The 17,596-nt window shown below is 39.4% G+C and carries 13 protein-coding genes; 11 read left to right on the top strand and 2 right to left on the bottom strand.

From position 1 onward, the window contains the following. Positions 1-91 precede the first annotated feature (91 nt). The 6 genes from ACJVDH_RS06740 to ACJVDH_RS06715 all read left to right on the top strand — a co-directional run bounded on the left by ACJVDH_RS06740 (position 92) and on the right by ACJVDH_RS06715 (position 7,543). Positions 92-1,027 carry a YeiH family protein gene (locus tag ACJVDH_RS06740; RefSeq protein ID WP_443946796.1) on the top strand — a complete coding sequence of 312 codons (936 nt, stop codon included), beginning with the start codon at positions 92-94 and terminating at the stop codon, positions 1,025-1,027. 61 nt (positions 1,028-1,088) lie between these two features. Next, positions 1,089-1,439, top strand: a complete 351-nt coding sequence (locus ACJVDH_RS06735) for a hypothetical protein (RefSeq protein ID WP_443946795.1) — start codon at positions 1,089-1,091, stop codon at positions 1,437-1,439. Between the two features lie 90 nt (positions 1,440-1,529). Then, positions 1,530-2,225 carry an ABC transporter ATP-binding protein gene (locus ACJVDH_RS06730; protein WP_443946794.1) on the top strand — a complete coding sequence of 232 codons (696 nt, stop codon included), beginning with the start codon at positions 1,530-1,532 and terminating at the stop codon, positions 2,223-2,225. Between the two features lie 8 nt (positions 2,226-2,233). Beyond that, positions 2,234-4,735 (top strand): TonB-dependent receptor domain-containing protein, encoded by a 2,502-nt coding sequence (locus ACJVDH_RS06725; RefSeq protein ID WP_443946793.1) that lies wholly within the window; start codon positions 2,234-2,236, stop codon positions 4,733-4,735. After that, entirely contained in the window at positions 4,735-6,180 is a 1,446-nt protein-coding gene (locus ACJVDH_RS06720; protein WP_443946792.1) for a DUF3526 domain-containing protein, read from the top strand. The genes ACJVDH_RS06725 and ACJVDH_RS06720 overlap by 1 nt, the downstream gene beginning before the upstream one ends. A 1-nt stretch (position 6,181) precedes the next feature. After that, positions 6,182-7,543 carry a DUF3526 domain-containing protein gene (locus ACJVDH_RS06715; protein ID WP_443946791.1) on the top strand — a complete coding sequence of 454 codons (1,362 nt, stop codon included), beginning with the start codon at positions 6,182-6,184 and terminating at the stop codon, positions 7,541-7,543. An 81-nt stretch (positions 7,544-7,624) separates the two neighbouring features. Here ACJVDH_RS06715 and ACJVDH_RS06710 read toward each other — a convergent pair whose 3' ends face one another. Further along, positions 7,625-7,864 (bottom strand): aldo/keto reductase, encoded by a 240-nt coding sequence (locus ACJVDH_RS06710; RefSeq protein WP_443946790.1) that lies wholly within the window; start codon positions 7,862-7,864, stop codon positions 7,625-7,627. Positions 7,865-7,955: 91 nt separating this feature from the next. Then, positions 7,956-9,830, bottom strand: coding sequence for a mechanosensitive ion channel family protein (locus ACJVDH_RS06705; protein WP_443946789.1), 1,875 nt, complete (start codon positions 9,828-9,830; stop codon positions 7,956-7,958). A gap of 314 nt (positions 9,831-10,144) precedes the next feature. Here ACJVDH_RS06705 and ACJVDH_RS06700 point away from each other — a divergent pair, with 314 nt between their 5' ends. The 5 genes from ACJVDH_RS06700 (at position 10,145) to ACJVDH_RS06680 (ending at position 17,531) form a co-directional block, all read left to right on the top strand. Beyond that, complete coding sequence (locus tag ACJVDH_RS06700) at positions 10,145-10,552, top strand: SRPBCC family protein (RefSeq protein WP_443946788.1); 408 nt, start codon at positions 10,145-10,147, stop codon at positions 10,550-10,552. A 220-nt stretch (positions 10,553-10,772) separates the two neighbouring features. Beyond that, positions 10,773-12,164: a TolC family protein gene (locus ACJVDH_RS06695; RefSeq protein ID WP_443946787.1), complete on the top strand. Its 1,392-nt coding sequence runs from the start codon at positions 10,773-10,775 to the stop codon at positions 12,162-12,164. 12 nt (positions 12,165-12,176) lie between these two features. After that, on the top strand, positions 12,177-15,458 hold the full coding sequence (locus ACJVDH_RS06690; RefSeq protein ID WP_443946786.1) for an efflux RND transporter permease subunit: 3,282 nt from the start codon (positions 12,177-12,179) through the stop codon (positions 15,456-15,458). Between the two features lie 7 nt (positions 15,459-15,465). Beyond that, positions 15,466-16,566: an efflux RND transporter periplasmic adaptor subunit gene (locus ACJVDH_RS06685; protein ID WP_443946785.1), complete on the top strand. Its 1,101-nt coding sequence runs from the start codon at positions 15,466-15,468 to the stop codon at positions 16,564-16,566. A 26-nt stretch (positions 16,567-16,592) separates the two neighbouring features. Next, a complete protein-coding gene (locus tag ACJVDH_RS06680; RefSeq protein WP_443946784.1) occupies positions 16,593-17,531 on the top strand; it encodes a helix-turn-helix domain-containing protein in 939 nt (312 codons plus the stop codon). The last annotated feature ends 65 nt before the right edge of the window (positions 17,532-17,596 follow it).

Below are 17,596 nucleotides of genomic sequence, written 5' to 3'. Positions count from 1 at the left end.
ATATAACAATAAGTTATCAAATATAACTTTTTTTGATTTGATATAGCCCGATAGGTAATCGAAATTTGTCCTATAAATCATCTGAGAAACCATGCAAAAAATTCGTATAACCGCATTTACAATTCTATTCTACTTGATCCTGGTTGCGTGCCTGCATCCAAAAATTTCGCCTCCATTTGCCCTCTTATCTGGAATTTGTTTTGCGCAATTTGGCGAACATCCTTTTTCAAAATCCAATGCAACTTTTGTAAATATCTTACTTAAATTTTCTGTTGTCGGCTTGGGTTTCGGGATTAATGCAAACACAGCCTGGCATGTGGGCAAAGAGGGTTTTCTTCTCACCAGTATTTCCCTTTTGTCCGTTTTGCTGTTGGGTTTTTTATTGGGTAAACTATTTAAAACAGAAAGAAAAACCTCGTTTCTTATTTCTGCAGGTACCGCCATTTGCGGCGGAAGTGCCATTGCTGCGATTTCTCCATTACTAAAAGCAAGCGAAAAACAAATTTCTCTGGCACTTGGTGTTGTTTTCATTTTAAATGCATTGGCACTCTTTATCTTCCCGCCAATTGGTCATTATTGCCATTTAAGCCAGTCGCAGTTTGGTGTGTGGTGCGCCATTGCCATTCACGATACCAGCTCTGTTGTTGACGCGGCAAGTAAATATGGCCAACAAGCATTAGAAATTGCAACAACCGTAAAGCTGGCCAGAGCATTGTGGATTATACCAACAGCCATTGTTGTAAGCCTTGTATTTAAGGGTTCTGGACAAAAAATAAGCATACCTTATTTTATTGGTTTGTTTATTCTGGCCATACTGGCGAATGCATATTTCCCTAACGTTCATCGTTTTTCTGCCGCCATAACCCAAACTGCAAAAGCAGGCTTAACGCTTACTTTGTTCTTGATTGGCAGCGGCTTATCGTTTCAAAACTTAAAAATTTTGGGTTTAAAACCATTTATTCAAGGTACGTTATTATGGCTTTTTATCTCTGCGGCAGCTTTGTGGAGTGTTTGCTACTTCCTGTAAATGAATTTAGTGATAGAGATTTTTATTTCTCACTCTGATTAATAAATGTAACTTTGTTGCATTGAAAAACCAACGGATTAAATATCGTCGTCTTTTGCTTAGCCAGATTTGGGCTATTTTGCTTCTGGCAACATTTATCAGTCCTTTATTGGTAGAAACTTTTCACCAACATCATGAAGCCTTAAAATTTCAAAAAACACTTAAAAAGGGTGAATCAGAATTTGCGGTTTCGAAAATCAAATGTTCGCTTTGCGATGTAGTCAAACATCGGATTCAGTTTTTCGATATCCCAAAAGTTCAGTCTGTACCGGTACAACCATCAAAACCTCTTGATGGATATACGTTTTATGCTGTTCAAAAATCGGCTGGCTACATTCATTGCTGTGCCAATAAAGGCCCACCAAGCGCCTAATCTGATCCCCGGTCCCGGCTATTTTTACAACTTTTATTCACTTTTTAGGGTCTGCAAATCAAATTATGCAGCCTTTTGCACTATTATTTTATGTTACAAGCAATTTCTTTATCCAAGCGATACGATACGCATTTGGCATTAGACAACCTGGATTTAACTGTAAAACCAGGAGAAGTTTTCTGTTTACTTGGCCAAAATGGCGCCGGAAAAACAACTACGATTAATCTCTTTCTTGGTTTTCTTGAACCCACAAGCGGGAAAATTAAAATCAACGGTACCGAAACTTTTGGTCAGAATCAAGACCGCCGGAAATATCTTGCCTACATTCCGGAAGTTGTAATGTTGTACGGACAGCTTACTGCGTTAGAAAACCTTGATTATTTCTCTAAACTGGCCGGTTTTGAATATACAACCCAACAGCTTAGAAATTTTCTGAACAAATGTGGTTTGCAAGAAGAAGCTCATCAGCAAAAACTTTCTGGCTTTAGTAAAGGCATGCGCCAAAAAGTGGGCATTGCAATTGCCCTTGCAAAAGATGCACAGGTAATTTTAATGGATGAGCCAACCAGCGGACTTGATCCAAAAGCAAGTGACGAATTTACGGCATTGGTAAAACAACTTGCTTCCGACGGAAAATCTATACTCATGGCTACGCACGACATTTTTAATGCTGTACATGTAGGGACGCACATTGGCATTATGAAAAAAGGAAAGCTGATCCATACGCTAAAGGCAGATGAAATTAGCGCCAACGATCTTCAGAAACTGTATTTACAAACTATTTAAGCTTAATAATGAAATCTATTTTCAGTAGATCCGCAATCCGGACTACTTTGTTTTTACTATTTACACTGCTGCAAATGCAGGCATTTGCGCAACACAGCATTTACGGAAGTATCAGGAACCTGAATAACGAACCTGTAGAAAAAGCAACGATTTCTTTTCAAAATACAAGTGCAACATTACGCATCAGCAGCGATTCAGTAGGCAGGTTTCAAATAATCTTTCCAGCAACTGGCGTATATACCCTAAAAGTTACAGCAGTGGGTTATCTCCCCTATTTTGATAAAATTTCGGTTAACAAGGAAATGCAATCACTGCCAGTCGTGAACCTGTCACCGAATACCGATCAGCTTCAGACCGTAGAAGTTACCGGTACAAATGGCAAAAAATATTATGGAAATTATTCTTTTTCGGCTACTAAAATTGCTTCGTTAAACAAGGATATTCCTCAGGCAATATCGTCTGTTTCTAAGGAACTTATTCACGATCGGCAGGCATCGGTATTGGCAGATGCGGTAAAAAATGTTACCAGCGTATCGCAAAGTAGCTTTTACAACCAGTTTTCGATCCGTGGGATTAATCAAAATGAAGAAGGTGCAATTGTAAACGGTATGCGTACCAGACAGTTTTATTTTAACCAGCCACTTACCAATAACTTAGAACGCATAGAGGTTATAAAAGGCCCGGCAAGTGCAACATTTTCTAGTGTTGATCCCGGTGGAAGTATAAATCTGGTAACGAAAAAACCTTTAACCGAAGAACGAAAAGAAGTGAGCATTTCTGCCGGAAGTTTCAGCACCATGCGTGCCGCACTTGATTTTACTGGCCCTTTAAACGAACAGAAAACACTTCTTTATCGCTTAAATATCGGCTATGAAGACAGCAAAAGTTTTCGCGATTTACAATTTAGAAAAGGGTATCTCATTTCACCGTCTATTTCTTATATCCCGAACGATAGGACAACGCTGAACGTAGAAATGGTGCTGAACAATGGCAACTCGCGCTTAGACCGCGGACAAGCAATTTTCGGTGCCGTTGCTGGTAAAACCGATTTAAACAGTACGCCAATTTCATTTAATATGGGCGCCAGCAACGATAAGTTTAATACGCAAGATATGATGCTCATGGCAAATTTCTCGCATAAAATAAGCGAAAAACTGGTCTTTAATATCGCCTACATGAAGCAAACCTGGAACGAAGATTTGCTTGAACACCGAACAACAAATGCGTTTGCTGTTGATGTAAATAACCAGCCCATTGCTTCTCTTGCAGCCATGCAAGCCGTGCAACGCCAACAAAAATGGAATACCGATAATCTGAGCACTTATCTGAATTTAAACGGAAATACCTTCGGCCTGACACACAAACTGGTTTTGGGTTTTGACCGTTTTGATACGCAAAAATACCGCGGAGGCGGACAAAATACAGCACTTGGTTACCGATTAAAAGACGGAACCATTGCGGGTAAATACGATCCGGCGAAAAAAGATCTATACCTCATGGCAGTTGTAAATGGTGTAAATGCTCCGGTACCCAACGTTGCGCACTTTAACCTTGCCAATCCATCTTATACCTTAAAAAATTTAAGCGATTATATTTTTACCAAAACTGAAATTCCGCCAGCGTATTATCTGGTTAATGCAGTTTATCTGCAAGATCAGATTCAGTTACAAAAATTTATCCTGACTGTAGGTTTAAGGCAAGAATGGTATCAGGATTTTACGAATTATAAATTGTCTAACGAAACAAAAATTTCGCAGCATAAATTACTTCCAAAATTCGGGCTTACCTACGCACTTCATACACACATTAACCTTTACGGAACATATTTGCGCGGTTATCAGCCACAAGGCAATACCTCAAGTTTGGTCATTGTACCGCCGCCCGCTGGTACAAATTACAAACCTTTAGAGAGTGATTTAAAAGAAGTTGGAGCGAAATCAGAATGGTTAAACCAGAAACTAATGGTTAACTTCTCCGTATTTGAAATTAACCAGAAAAACCTGTTGATCAACGCAAATGATCCTGTTGATGTTAACCTTTTGGTAGAACGTGGTGCACAAAGAAGCAGAGGTATTGAAGTAGAAGCTTCGGGTTTTATCCGCCCAAACTGGCAATTTAACGCGGGCTACAGCTTTATTGATGCCATTGTACTGGCAGATTATAATCCAGAGTTTGTTGGTCAACGCGTACAAAACACGCCAAAACACAGCGCAAGCCTTTGGACCCGCTATAACTTTGAAAATGTGAAAAATCTTGCCGGCCTTGGCATCGGCGCTGGCATACAATACAGCGGCAATAAACTTCCCTTGTACATACGCAATTTTACCCTTCCGGGATATACTCTGCTTGATGCCGCTTTGTATTATTCGCCTGAAGGCACTAAAGTACAATTTGCGCTGAACGTAAATAATGTGCTGAATAAAACCTATTGGGTTGGTGCACAAAACTATTTGCGCTTATTTCCAGGCACGCCCAGAAATTTAATGTTCAATGTTAGTTATAGAATTTAATGAAAAACATCATCTTCATCATTGCCCGTCAAACGTTTAGAACGGCTTTGGGCAACCGCGCTACAAAAAACCTTGCCTTAATTCTGGCTTTGACTTTGGTGCTGGCCACGTATATTGGCTGGAAAAATTTTAGAGAGCAAAATCAGTACAGGCATACTTATAAAGAGTTGGTACGCAAACAATGGCTTGCCAAACCCGACAAACATCCGCACCGAATGGCACATTATGGCTATCTTGCTTTTCGCGAGAAAAATGAGCTTAGCTTTTTTGATTTCGGTATAGAAAGTTTTGCTGGTGTTTCTATTTTTCTTGAGGCACATAAACAAAATACCGTTAATTTTAGCGAGGCCGGCTTTTCTAACGGAATGTTGCGCTTTGGCGAAATTAATGTTGCAATGGTACTGCAATTGCTGGTACCGTTACTGGTTTTCTTTCTGGGTTACGACGCTATTTCTGCTGAACGCGAAACCGGAACATTAAAAATTCTACTTTGCCAGAATGTAAGCTGGAAAAAACTACTTTGGGGCAAAACTTTCGGTATTGTTGCCCTTTGCCTTTCTATTTTTATCCCATTAATTGTATTTACAGGCTTGCTTTGGGCTTCATTAAGCCATTGGGATATCCAGGTGGATTCTGCTTTAAGACTTGCAACACTCGTTTTATTCTATGGAATGTATTTTTTTATTGTATCTATGCTTACGGTTTTAGTTTCGGCTTTCCAGCGCAATTCCAGATCGGCATTAACCAGCCTACTTGCGTGCTGGATTTTCTTCGTAATTATAATGCCCAGAATTACACAGGCAATCGGCATAAAATTAAATCCATCGCCATCAAAAATTGAATTTGCCGCAGCAATAGCGCACGATGTTCAGCAACAGGGCGATAGCCACGATGCCAACGACCCGCATTATGCATCGATTAAAGATTCGTTGTTAAAAAAATACAAGGTAGACGACGTTAAAAAGCTTCCCTTCAATTATGGTGGTTATATTATGGCCGAAGGCGAAAAAATTACTTCGGGCATTTACAATCAGCATCAAAAGATGTTGAATACAACCTTTGAAAAACAAAACCAGATTACGTCTATCGCTGGTTTTTTAAATCCTTACATCGCGTTAAAAAATATTTCTATGGCTTTAACAGCGTCAGACTTTAATACCTATGTAGATTTTCAAAATCAGGCAGAAACCTATCGCTATGGTTTGGCGCAGAAAATGAATGCTTTGCAGATTCAAAAAATCAGCAATACTGCGCCAAAGGCCAACGAAAAGCCACTTTCTATAAGCCGGTCAAATTGGGCAGAGCAACCCGATTTTAATTACAAAGCCCGCACACTTAAAGAAACAATTGGCCAAGAAATTCTGCCTTTGTGTTCTTTGCTTTTCTGGTTGTGCGCAACGGCTTTATTTCTTCAATATTCTCCAAAATGGATTAAAATAATTTAATATGAAAACGCGCATATACACTTTAGAATTTAAGCTGTTTTTCCGCAACAAATCTACCTGGGTAGGTATATTGGTTTTGTTAATTACGGGTTTGGCATCCTTATATTTTGGTCATACATTTATAGAAAGACAGAAAAATGTAATTGCAAAAGCGGCATTGCTACAGCACGAAAACACCAAAAACAACATCCATCATTTTGGTGATGAATTGGGTTTGCTTATGTTTCACAACAAATTTTCTGTAGCCAATATTCCTAATCAATGGGCGTCTTTTGCCAACGGACAACGCGATGTAAATCCTTATCTGATTTCTGTAACCATCTTAGGTTTGGAAGGCCAGATTTATGATACAGACATCAACAATCCGGTTTCTTTATTAATGGGAAATATGGATTTAAGTTTTGTTTTCATTTTCCTATTTCCGCTTATTATCATTGCTTTTGGCTATAACATTTTTTCGGCAGAACAAGAGAATGGAACCTGGCCTTTGCTTAGAGCACAAACCGATAAACCATTTGTTTTAATCTGGCGCAAATTGCTTGTACGCATAATTACGGTATTTGCAGTCGCATTAATTTTGCTTACTTCTGCAGTTCTATTTTTACAATTGCCACTAAACCTTAACCTGCTTTCAATTGCTGCAATCTTATTTTTATACCTGTTGTTTTGGTTTGCATTGGTTATGCTGGTGGTATCGTTTTTTAAATCCTCTAACTTTAATGCTTCGGCTTTGGTGGCGTGTTGGGTGTTATTTTGTGTAGTAATTCCCGGTGCTTTAAACCTGACTTTATCTCATTTTTATCCAATTCCAGAGGCGTTGCAAAATGTTGTAAACCAGCGCGAAGGTTACCATGAAAAATGGGACATGGAAAAAGACCGGTCGTTAAAACCTTTTTACAGCCACTATCCACAGTTTAAAAAATATCCTTTCCCGGCAGAAAAGAGTTTTAGCTGGTACTGGTATTTCGCAATGCAGCAGCAAGGCGATGATGAAGCTGCAGGCAGCAAAAAATCAGTTTTGGATAAATTGGACGCTAGAGCGTCATTTACAAAAATAGCATCTTATTTCGTACCAAGCATACAAACACAATTGTTTATCAACAACATCGCCGGATCTGATCTTAACCAGCATCTCCAGTTTCAGCAAGAAGTACGGCGTTACCACGAGGAACTGCGTTTACATTTTTATCCGAGCATTTTTCAGGAACTTGATGTAACGAAAAGCGGAATAGAAAAATTCGGCCTTAAAAAATATGATCAAAATACGCAATCTGCACACAATGGCAGTCTACTTTCCATGTTTTTGCTAACCACATGTCTGGCACTTCTGGCCACACAAAACCTGAAAAAGCTACAGGTCTAAAATTCCAGAAATACAGTAAAACAAAAGGGTTCAGTAAATTGAACCCTTTTGTTTTACTTTCTACATGTTATTTTAATTTGTTTAACTCAGTTTGCACGAAGCCATTTCCTCATTGCTAATATGAATGCCTTCAGCGTTAGATTTGGCTTGCGCTGCATTTCTCGCACCAGCCAAAACAACTGTAATGCCTTTTTGCGAACTTGTCCAACGAAATACCAATTGTATTATAGAAGCATCTTTAGATGCTGCAATCGGTTCAATGGCTTTTAGGAAAGTTTCAACTTTCTTGAGGTCGAACTGTTCAAAAAAAAGGAAGCACAAAATTATCCACCATATGTCTATTATTAAAACAACTTAAGTCATAGGTATGGATCAGAATAATGATAATTATTTTAGAAGTACTGCTTTTAAACTATTCTGAAGCAGCATTATTTTTGTTCTCTGTTCTGAAGCGTGGAGCAGTGTAATCTTTAGGAAGATATTGTCGGGGAATGGTTGTCAGGTTTCCATCCCGAACGGCATTATACATTGGCGACATGATTTCGAGCCCTGCTTCATTAAATAAATCCTGAACATTAGCATGTAAATCCGAATAAATTTTGGCTTGTTTGTTCGGCTGTTTGGTGTAGCCATTTAACGAATAACTGACGTAGAAATCATCCAAACTGGTTTGAAGAACAAAAGGTTCCGGATTGTGCTCAATCAATTCGGTTTTCAATGCGGCCTTTATCAAAATATCATGAACTTGTCGCCAGGGAACATCATACCCCATAGTAATAATCGTATTTATAATTAAGCCTTTTGTGCCGGCCTCTTCACTAAAATTTATGGTATGGTTGCCCATAACGGTAGAATTTGGAATGGAAACAACTTCATTTTTTATCGTCCGGATTCGTGTAACCAGCAGCGTTTTTTCGATAATATCGCCGGTAACGTCTCCAATTTTTACGCGGTCGCCAATTTTAAATGCACGCATGTAGGTTAACACCAAACCGGCCACCACATTGCCCAAAGCACCTGCAGATCCGAAAGTGAAAAGTACGCCCATAAATACCGAAACGCCTTTAAATACACCAGAATCTGAGCCTGGCAAATATGGAAAAATAACAATTAATGCAAAGGCCAGAATAAGTACTCTGATAATCTGATATGTTGGGTTTGCCCAATCTTTATAAAAGCCCGGAATCATCAATTTTCCGCGTTCTACTTCTGTTTTTATATAGCGTACAAAACGTAAAACATATCTAAAAACAACCACCAATACCAAAATGGTCATCATATTTGGTACGTATTGCCAAATGGCCAAACCAATCTTTTTTAAAGGACTGGTAATGTAATTTAGTAAGTTAACGGACAGATCTCGTGTAAAGGGAAAAATTCCAAACAAAACCGGGAGCGCAAGGTAAATAACCAGAATGATAATGGCATAACGCAGTACAGATGCAATAAATTTTAATAAATCAAGCTGCCGCTCGGCATTCATCAACTCATAATTTTTAATGCGGATGCCTTCATTAAACTTACCCCTCTCGAAAACGATTCTGGAAAGCAAGTAATGGAAAAGTTTATTAATCAGGTAAATGATGAATACAACTACAGAAATAACCAGTAATGTAAGTAAGATTTCTTTGAGAATTACCTGCCAACTGTTGTCTCTACGGTATTCTATTGCAGCTATTTTTAAGTTTTTAAGGATGTTTGCCGAGAGTGTTGCTCGGTTTGTATTGGCCCAGATGGCATCGAGATCAGAAATAGAGCAGATCAGCAAGTTTCCGTAAGTTAAATCTACAGATTGCTCGCTGTTAGAAAGTTGAAGTGAGTCTGAGCTAAAATCGGGTTCATCTACAATATTTCCTAAGCGTTCCATTATGGCAACCGCTCGCTCTTTTGCGGTAAAACTGCCTTGACGTGCATAAATGCTAAACAAGTGATGTTTATAAAAAACAACTGCCTCGCCTTTAATAAACTTGCGTAGAGAATCTACCTGTTGCTTTAACCTAAGCAAACGTAATGAATCATTTTTATTGAGAAACTCTATTTCAGATTGCAAAGAATTTCGTTGACGCTGATCGCCGGATTTCAATCCGTCCAACTGCCGTTGTAGCTCCATCCTTTTCAAACTGTCCGAAATACGCTCAGCATTTAATTCCTTAAGTTTGTTTACACCTGCATTTTCTTTCTGCAACACCAATGAATCTATTGGCTGCAAAATACTGTCTGCTTGTGCGTAGGTTAAAGCCGGAACGATAAGAAATAAATTAAATATTAAGCTGTAGAGTTTTTTCATCGATTTACCTTTCCAGATAAATGTACCAAATTATATTAAAAAGGCCGAAAATCAACAACAAAAGCATACAGCTAACTTTCCGTGCGTTAGTGTTTCCGTGGCAAAAAGCGCTTAAAAGTGAGAAAGGCAAACGAAAAAAATCCAACCAACTTTCCAGGCAAAAAATAAAACAGTCATCCTCAAATTATATTTTTCCATGGCGCTGGACTGATTAAAATGTTCATCGCTGACATGCGCTTTTTAGTCAATCTTCTTTGAATTGTGCCACGTTCCATTAACTTTACGGTATAAACATAACCTCTAAAAAACGTAATATGGCAAAGATTACTGTACAAACCACCGTAAATGCACCAATAGAAAAAGTTTGGACGATGTGGAGTGAACCACAACACATTACCAAATGGAACCAGGCATCAGACGACTGGCATTCGCCACATGCAGAAAATGATTTAAGAACCGGCGGAAGTTTTACCACTACAATGGAAGCAAAAGATGGCAGCATGAGTTTTGATTTTGGTGGAACGTACACAGCTGTTGAAGAATATAGAAAGATCGATTATGCAATGGCAGATGGCCGAATGGTTAGTGTGACATTTACACCAAACCATGATGGTGTATATATTGAAGAAACCTTTGATCCGGAAGAAATTAATCCTGAAGATATGCAACAAGCTGGTTGGCAAGCCATATTAAATAGTTTTAAAAATTATGCAGAACAATAATAAATGGTTTAGGTTCGCTGCTCAAAATATTATAAAACAAAGCAAATAGAAAAGCCAACAAGTTTTCTCAACCTTAATATCCCTTTAAAAAACGATTTAAAGGGATATTTTTATTACAAAGTAACATTTCGATTATTATTTGATTCGCATAATTTTTGATTTGAAACAAATACAAAGATGTTCAATCCTTCGTATAAATTTGTGGTGTAAATAACACACTATGTTTCACAGATCGTTACGATTTTATCTATTATCATTCATTTTTTTATCGCCTTTTATTGTAAACGCTCAAACACTAAGCCTCAAACAAGCTGTAGAAACTGCTTTAAACAATTACGGAACCATTAAGGCGAAAAACAATTACGCAAATGCTTCAAAAGAAGGCATTTCGCAAGCCAAACGGGAATATCTTCCCAATTTAAGTGTAAGCGCGCAGCAAGATTATGGCACAGTTAACGGGCAGTTTGGTCCACAATTTGGTTTGGGTGGTTTAGGAATTGCCTCTTCCGGGCCAACGTTAGACAAACAAAACTGGAATGCCGCATTTGGTTCGCTTTATCTGGCCAATATCAATTGGGATTTTTTCACCTTCGGAAAAATTAAAGAACGCATCCGCGTAGCAAATGCAACATTTAAACGCGATGAGCAAGACCTCAGTCAGGAAAAATTTCAACAAGAAATCCGTGTTTCTGCGGCCTATCTGAATCTGTTGGCGGCACAACGTTTAACCCGCTCGCAAGAGAAAAATTTATCACGCGCGCAGACATTCTTCAATACAGCAGCTATCCGCGCAAAAAATGGACTAATTGCCGGCGTAGATTCTTCTTTAGCAAGTGCAGAAGTTTCCAGTGCGAAAATCGCCTTGACAAAAGCACGGGATCTTCAGCAAGAACAAGCCAATAAACTCGGTATATTAATGGGTGTTTCAGAGATCCGTTTCAATGTTGATACAGCTTCTATCACGCGTATCCCCAATAATTATTTTACCGATACATTGGTAAGTGCGGGTCATCCTGTACTGCAATTTTACCAAAAACGAATTGATGTAAGTGTACAACAAGAACAATATTTGAGAAAATTATACCTTCCTACTTTTTCTCTTTTTGGCGTAATGCAAGGCAGAGGCTCTGGTTTTAGTGCAGGTTATGCGCTGGATCAGGCTGCATATTCTACAAGTTACCTTGATGCGATTAACCCAACACGCGGCAATTATTTGCTTGGAGTGGGCGTTACCTGGAATCTGGCTACACTGGTTAAAAACCGACCGCAAATTAAAGCCCAGCACTTTACCAGTGAAGCGTTGAAAAATGAATATGAACTGGCCGATCAACAATTGAAAGCACAACTAAAACTGGCAGAAGCGAAACTTAAAAATGCTTTAGACAATTACCTGGAAGCGCCCGTACAAGTAAAAGCAGCTTCTGATGCTTACCTGCAAAAAAGCGTACTGTATAAAAACGGACTTACTACCCTGGTTGATTTGACACAGGCGATTTTTACCCTGAACCGCGCAGAAACTGACCGCGATATTGCGTATACTAACGTATGGCAGGCACTTCTCCTTAAATCTGCCGCATTAGGCAACTATGAGCTATTTATCAACGAATTTTAATAGGCTACATCCATGAATTTAATACGTTTTGCCCTTCGTAAACCCATCTCCATATTGGTTTTGGTTGCGGGTTTATTTTTCTTCGGTATCGGTGCAATCAAACAGATCAAAGTAGATATCCTTCCTGAAATGAATTTGCCTGTAATTTACATTGCACACCCTTTTGGCGGTTATACACCAACCCAAATGGAATCTTATTTTGGTAAGCAATACATTAACATTTTACTTTATGCCAATGGCGTTAAAAGTATCGAAACTAAAAATACACAAGGTTTAATGTTAATGAAACTGACGTACTATCAGGGCACGAATATGGCTCAGGCCGCGTCAGAACTAAGTGCACTATCCAACCGGGCGCAGGCCATTTTCCCTCCGGGTTCACAACCGCCTTTTATTATCCGTTTCGATGCCTCATCACTGCCAATCGGCCAGTTGGTATTGAGTAGTAAAATCCGCACCAACAACGAATTACAGGATTTGGCAAACACTTATGTCAGGGCATCGTTCTCTTCCATTCCGGGTTTGCTTGCCCCCGCTCCTTTTGGTGGTAGTCCGCGTACAATAGAAGTAAACGTAGACCCTACATTGTTGCGTTCGCATAATTTAACTGTAGATCAGGTCGTAGAAGCCATCAGACTGAACAACCAGACAGCGCCTTCAGGTAATGTCAGAATTGGGAATAAAAACTACATTACACCAACCAATTATACCATTAAACAGGTTAAAGATTTCGAAAATATTCCTCTATTTAAAGGTGGCGTACAAAATTTGCAGTTAAAAGATATCGCGACTGTAAAAGACGGCGCAGATTTAACTGCGGGTTATGCATTGATAAATGGAAAACGTTCTGTGTATTTAACCATTGCAAAATCTGGCGACGCTTCTACCTGGGAAGTAGTCAAAAATCTAAAGAAAAACCTGCCTTCTATTCAAAATACTTTACCAGAGGATGTAAAACTTTCTTATGAGTTTGACCAATCTGTTTATGTAATCAATGCGGTAAAAAGTTTGGTAAGTGAAGGCGCAATTGGAGCGATCCTTACGGGTTTAATGGTTTTACTTTTTTTGGGCGATAAACGCGCCGCGCTGATTGTAATTCTAACCATTCCAACTTCAATTATTGCGGGCGTATTGTTCCTGAAATTATTCGGGCAAACCATCAATATTATGTCTTTAAGTGGTTTGGCACTTGCCATTGGTATTTTGGTTGATGAAAGTACAGTAACAATAGAAAATATTCACCAGCATTTTGACATGGGCAAACCTAAAGCCTTGGCCATTTGGGATGCGTGTAAAGAAATTGCTTTTCCAAAATTGCTCATTTTACTGTGTATTCTTGCCGTATTTGCACCAGCATTTACCATGTCTGGAATACCGGGTGCATTGTTTTTACCCCTTGCATTGGCGATCGGTTTCTCTATGGTCGTTTCGTTTTTACTGTCTCAAACGTTCGTGCCCATTATGGCCAACTGGTTAATGGTAGCTCATCCGGCAAAAGGTGCAGCAGAACATCCGGGCATTACACAAGATGAAGCAGATTTTAATGCTACAGGATTGCCGCTTTCTTCTGAAGGCGATACACTTAACCAAAAGAAAATTCTGATCAAGCCACATGCACATCCCGAAAAACTGGGTGCATTTGACAAATTCCGGAACCGTTTTATGCGTTTTCTGGATCGTTTAATGCCGCGCAGGAAAACTGCAGTAATTCTATATCTCCTTCTTGTCATCGGCTCTGCCGCCTTATTATTGGCCAATATTGGCCGCGATGTTTTACCGAAAGTAAACTCAAGTCAGTTTCAGTTGCGTATGCGTGCACCAGACGGCACCAGGTTAGAACGCACAGAAGAAAAAGCCAATACCATTTTAGCCGAATTGAAAAAAATGGTTGGTGCCGAGCATGTTTCCATATCTTCCGTATATGTTGGGCAGCATCCGGCGCTCTTTTCTGTAAACCCGATTTATCTATTCATGGCTGGCCCACATGAAGCTGTTTTTCAGGTTAACCTGAAAGATTATGAAGCCGATATGGATGATTTTAAAGACGATTTCAGAGCAAGGATTAAAAAAGCAGTGCCAGATGTTAACTTATCTTTCGAGCCAATTGAAATGACTGATAAAGTGCTGAGCCAGGGCTCTCCAACGCCGATTGAAGTGCGTATTGCCGGAAAAAACAAAAAGCTTAATGAAGAATTTGCCAAAAAGGTTTTGAAAGAATTGAAAGGAATTGATTACATGCGCGATGTTCAGATTGCGCAATCCATCAGATATCCGGCCTTAAATATCAATATAGACAGAACGCGCGCTGCTCAACTGAATGTAGATATGAGCGATATTTCCCGATCATTAATTGCGTCTACATCATCATCACGTTATACGGATAAAAATGTTTGGCTAGACGAAAAAATCGGTTTGCCTTACAGCGTTCAGGTTCAGGTTCCATTTAACCAAATGAACAGCAAAGAAGATATTGGCGAAATTCCAATATTAAGAAACAGCAGCAGGCCGGTTTTGAGTGATGTTGCCGACATTACGCCAGGAACAACTTATGGCGAAAACGACAATCTTGGCGCTATGCCTTTCTTATCGGTTACTGCAAATTTATATCATACCGATTTAGGAACTGCGGGAAAAGATGTAGACAAAGCGATCAAAAACATCGGCGAACTGCCCAGAGGTGTAACCATCAATGCGATTGGACTCACCAAAGTGCTTGATGAAACTTTAGACAGTTTACAATCTGGTTTGTTGGTTGCCATTGTGGTAATCTTCTTGATGCTGGCAGCAAATTTCCAATCCTTTAAAGTGCCTTTAGTTATTCTCGCCACCGTTCCGGCAGTAATTCTGGGCGCACTCTTACTTTTAACCTTAACGGGATCAACACTAAATCTACAATCATACATGGGAATTATCATGTCTGTTGGGGTTTCTATCGCGAATGCCGTTTTACTGATTACAAATGCCGAACAGTTGCGCCTAAAGAGTGGAAATGCTTTGGAAGCAGCACGTGAAGCTGCAGCATTAAGGCTGCGCCCGATAATCATGACCAGTGTGGCAATGATTGTTGGAATGATGCCAATGGCCATTGGACATGGCGAAGGCGGCGGACAGGTTTCGCCACTTGGACGTGCAGTAATTGGCGGATTACTGGCCTCTACATTTGCAGTGCTCATTGTATTGCCTTTGGTTTTTGCCTGGGTACAAGGCAAACAAACCACAAATTCCATTTCTTTAGATCCGGAAGACAAAGACAGCTTACATTTTATTAAAGGTTTAGAAGAACAAGAAAATTAACATACACATGAATACAAAGATATTTTCCAGAACAGTTATATATACCGCACTGGCGGCAAGCACCATTCTCGCTTCGTGTGGCCATCGTGAAGACAAAAGCGACCCAACAGCAGAAAAAGAAGCTGCCGTGCAAACTTTCGAGTTAAAGAAAACAAAACTCTCTACCAATCTCAACCTTCCGGGAGAATTAATTGCACTGCAACAGGTAGACTTATATGCCAAAGTAAGCAGTTTTGTAAAAACCTTAAATGCAGATATTGGCTCTGAAGTGACAAAAGGGCAATTGTTGATGACACTGGAAGCACCAGAAATGGCATCGCAGGTTTCTGCAGCACAATCCAGATTAAAAGCTCAGGAAGCGGTTTATACGGCAAGCAAGGCAAATTACAACCGTCTTTATGAAACCAGCAAAACCCCAGGTACAATTTCTGTGAATGATCTGGATCAGGCTTTGGCCAGAAGAAATGCAGATTTTGCACAACTGGAAGCAGCCAAAGCTTCATACAAAGAGGTCGGCTCCATACAAGATTATTTAACAATCCGTGCGCCATTTAGCGGTGTAATATCTGCCAGAAATGTAAATTTAGGCGCTTATGTTGGTCCAACCGGAAAAGGGTCTGATTTTCCGATTTTTACTTTACAGGATCAGAAGAACCTCAGACTAGCAGTATCTATTCCAGAAGTATATACGGGTTATTTAAAACAAGGCGACGAGGTGAGTTTCACGGTAAAATCGCTTCCAAACCAAAAATTCACCGCAAAAGTGAAACGTTTATCAGGCGCTTTAGATTTACGTTTACGTTCAGAACGTGTAGAAATGGATGTGCCAAATGTAAAAAAAACACTTTTACCAGGCATGGTTGCAGAAGTTAATGTGCCGCTTCCGGCAAATATCAGCACGTTTGTAATCCCAAAAAATGCTTTATTAGATACCAGTGAAGGTTTGTTTATCTTCAAAGTAGTTAATAATAAGGCCGTAAAACTGGAAGTAAAAAAAGGCAGGGATACGGATGATAAAGTTGAAATTTTTGGCGATTTAAAGGAAGGTGACAAATTAGTTGCAGAGCCTACTGAAGAAATGCACGAAGGAATGGTGATTAAACCTTAAATTTGTTTATCACAACTTCAAAACTTATGCTGGCCAGGAATCAGGAAATCAACACCTTAAACAAAAAGGAAACACTGGAAGATTTTTACAACAGGTTAAAAATAACCCGTCCGGAAATTCCCACGCCAAGTTTAGGTATGATTGATGATATTGGCCATTTCAACGTATTTAACCGCTCAGTGGCTTGCACCAACATGCCTTCCGCTTTTAGCCGGAGAGACTTTTACAAAATCTCGCTTATTATTGGAAATGGCATTCTACACTATCCGGATGCAGAAATTGAAATAAAAGGACGGGCTCTGCTGTTTACGAATCCAAATATTCCATATTCATGGGAAAGTACATCGCCTAAGCCTGCTGGTTATTTTTGTTTATTTACAGAAAATTTCATCCACAGCCGAAACGAAAGTCTGAGAGACTCTTTACTATGGCGCATAAATGATAGCCCCGTTATTCACATTACTGAAAAACAAGAGGAAAATTTGCAGGGCATTTTCTCTAGTATGATGCGCGAAATGGATGGCGATTATATTCATAAATATGATTTGCTGCGCAATTATGTACAATTGGTGGTACACGAAGCCCTAAAAGTTAGGCCTGCTGGTGATGTTTTTAAACAAAACAATGCTTCGGTAAGACTTACATCTCTTTTTATAGAATTACTTGAACGGCAATTCCCGATTGGCTCTACAGAACATGTATTAGAGCTCAAAACCGCCCACGATTTTGCTTTGCGTCTGTCTGTACATGTGAACCACCTGAACCATGCCGTTAAAGAAGTTACAGGAAAAACCACTTCTGAGCATATCTCTAAACGAATTACCACAGAGGCAATTGCTTTGTTGAGGCATACGGAATGGAACATTTCTGAAATTGCCTATTGCCTTGGTTTTGAATATCCGGCCAATTTTAATATTTTCTTTAAAAGACAAATGCAAAACACACCAAAAGCTTTCAGGAAATAATTTGCTTTTTTACAGATTACTTCACGCCTCTACACAAACCACTTACGTTGGGTGAGTAATAACAA

This window comes from Pedobacter terrestris, from assembly GCF_052343045.1.
Classification (GTDB): domain Bacteria; phylum Bacteroidota; class Bacteroidia; order Sphingobacteriales; family Sphingobacteriaceae; genus Pedobacter.
Note: the sequence above shows the minus strand (reverse complement) of the source record. Positions and strands in the feature narration are given on the sequence as shown.

Bases quoted from the DNA above. Each gene is read 5' to 3' on its own strand.
- ACJVDH_RS06740 (WP_443946796.1), top strand. From the start codon at position 92: ATGCAAAAAATTCGTATAACCGCATTTACAATTCTATTCTACTTGATC.
- ACJVDH_RS06730 (WP_443946794.1), top strand. From the start codon at position 1,530: ATGTTACAAGCAATTTCTTTATCCAAGCGATACGATACGCATTTGGCA.
- ACJVDH_RS06725 (WP_443946793.1), top strand. From the start codon at position 2,234: ATGAAATCTATTTTCAGTAGATCCGCAATCCGGACTACTTTGTTTTTA.
- ACJVDH_RS06720 (WP_443946792.1), top strand. From the start codon at position 4,735: ATGAAAAACATCATCTTCATCATTGCCCGTCAAACGTTTAGAACGGCT.
- ACJVDH_RS06715 (WP_443946791.1), top strand. From the start codon at position 6,182: ATGAAAACGCGCATATACACTTTAGAATTTAAGCTGTTTTTCCGCAAC.
- ACJVDH_RS06705 (WP_443946789.1), bottom strand. From the start codon at position 9,830: ATGAAAAAACTCTACAGCTTAATATTTAATTTATTTCTTATCGTTCCG.
- ACJVDH_RS06700 (WP_443946788.1), top strand. From the start codon at position 10,145: ATGGCAAAGATTACTGTACAAACCACCGTAAATGCACCAATAGAAAAA.
- ACJVDH_RS06695 (WP_443946787.1), top strand. From the start codon at position 10,773: ATGTTTCACAGATCGTTACGATTTTATCTATTATCATTCATTTTTTTA.
- ACJVDH_RS06690 (WP_443946786.1), top strand. From the start codon at position 12,177: ATGAATTTAATACGTTTTGCCCTTCGTAAACCCATCTCCATATTGGTT.
- ACJVDH_RS06685 (WP_443946785.1), top strand. From the start codon at position 15,466: ATGAATACAAAGATATTTTCCAGAACAGTTATATATACCGCACTGGCG.
- ACJVDH_RS06680 (WP_443946784.1), top strand. From the start codon at position 16,593: ATGCTGGCCAGGAATCAGGAAATCAACACCTTAAACAAAAAGGAAACA.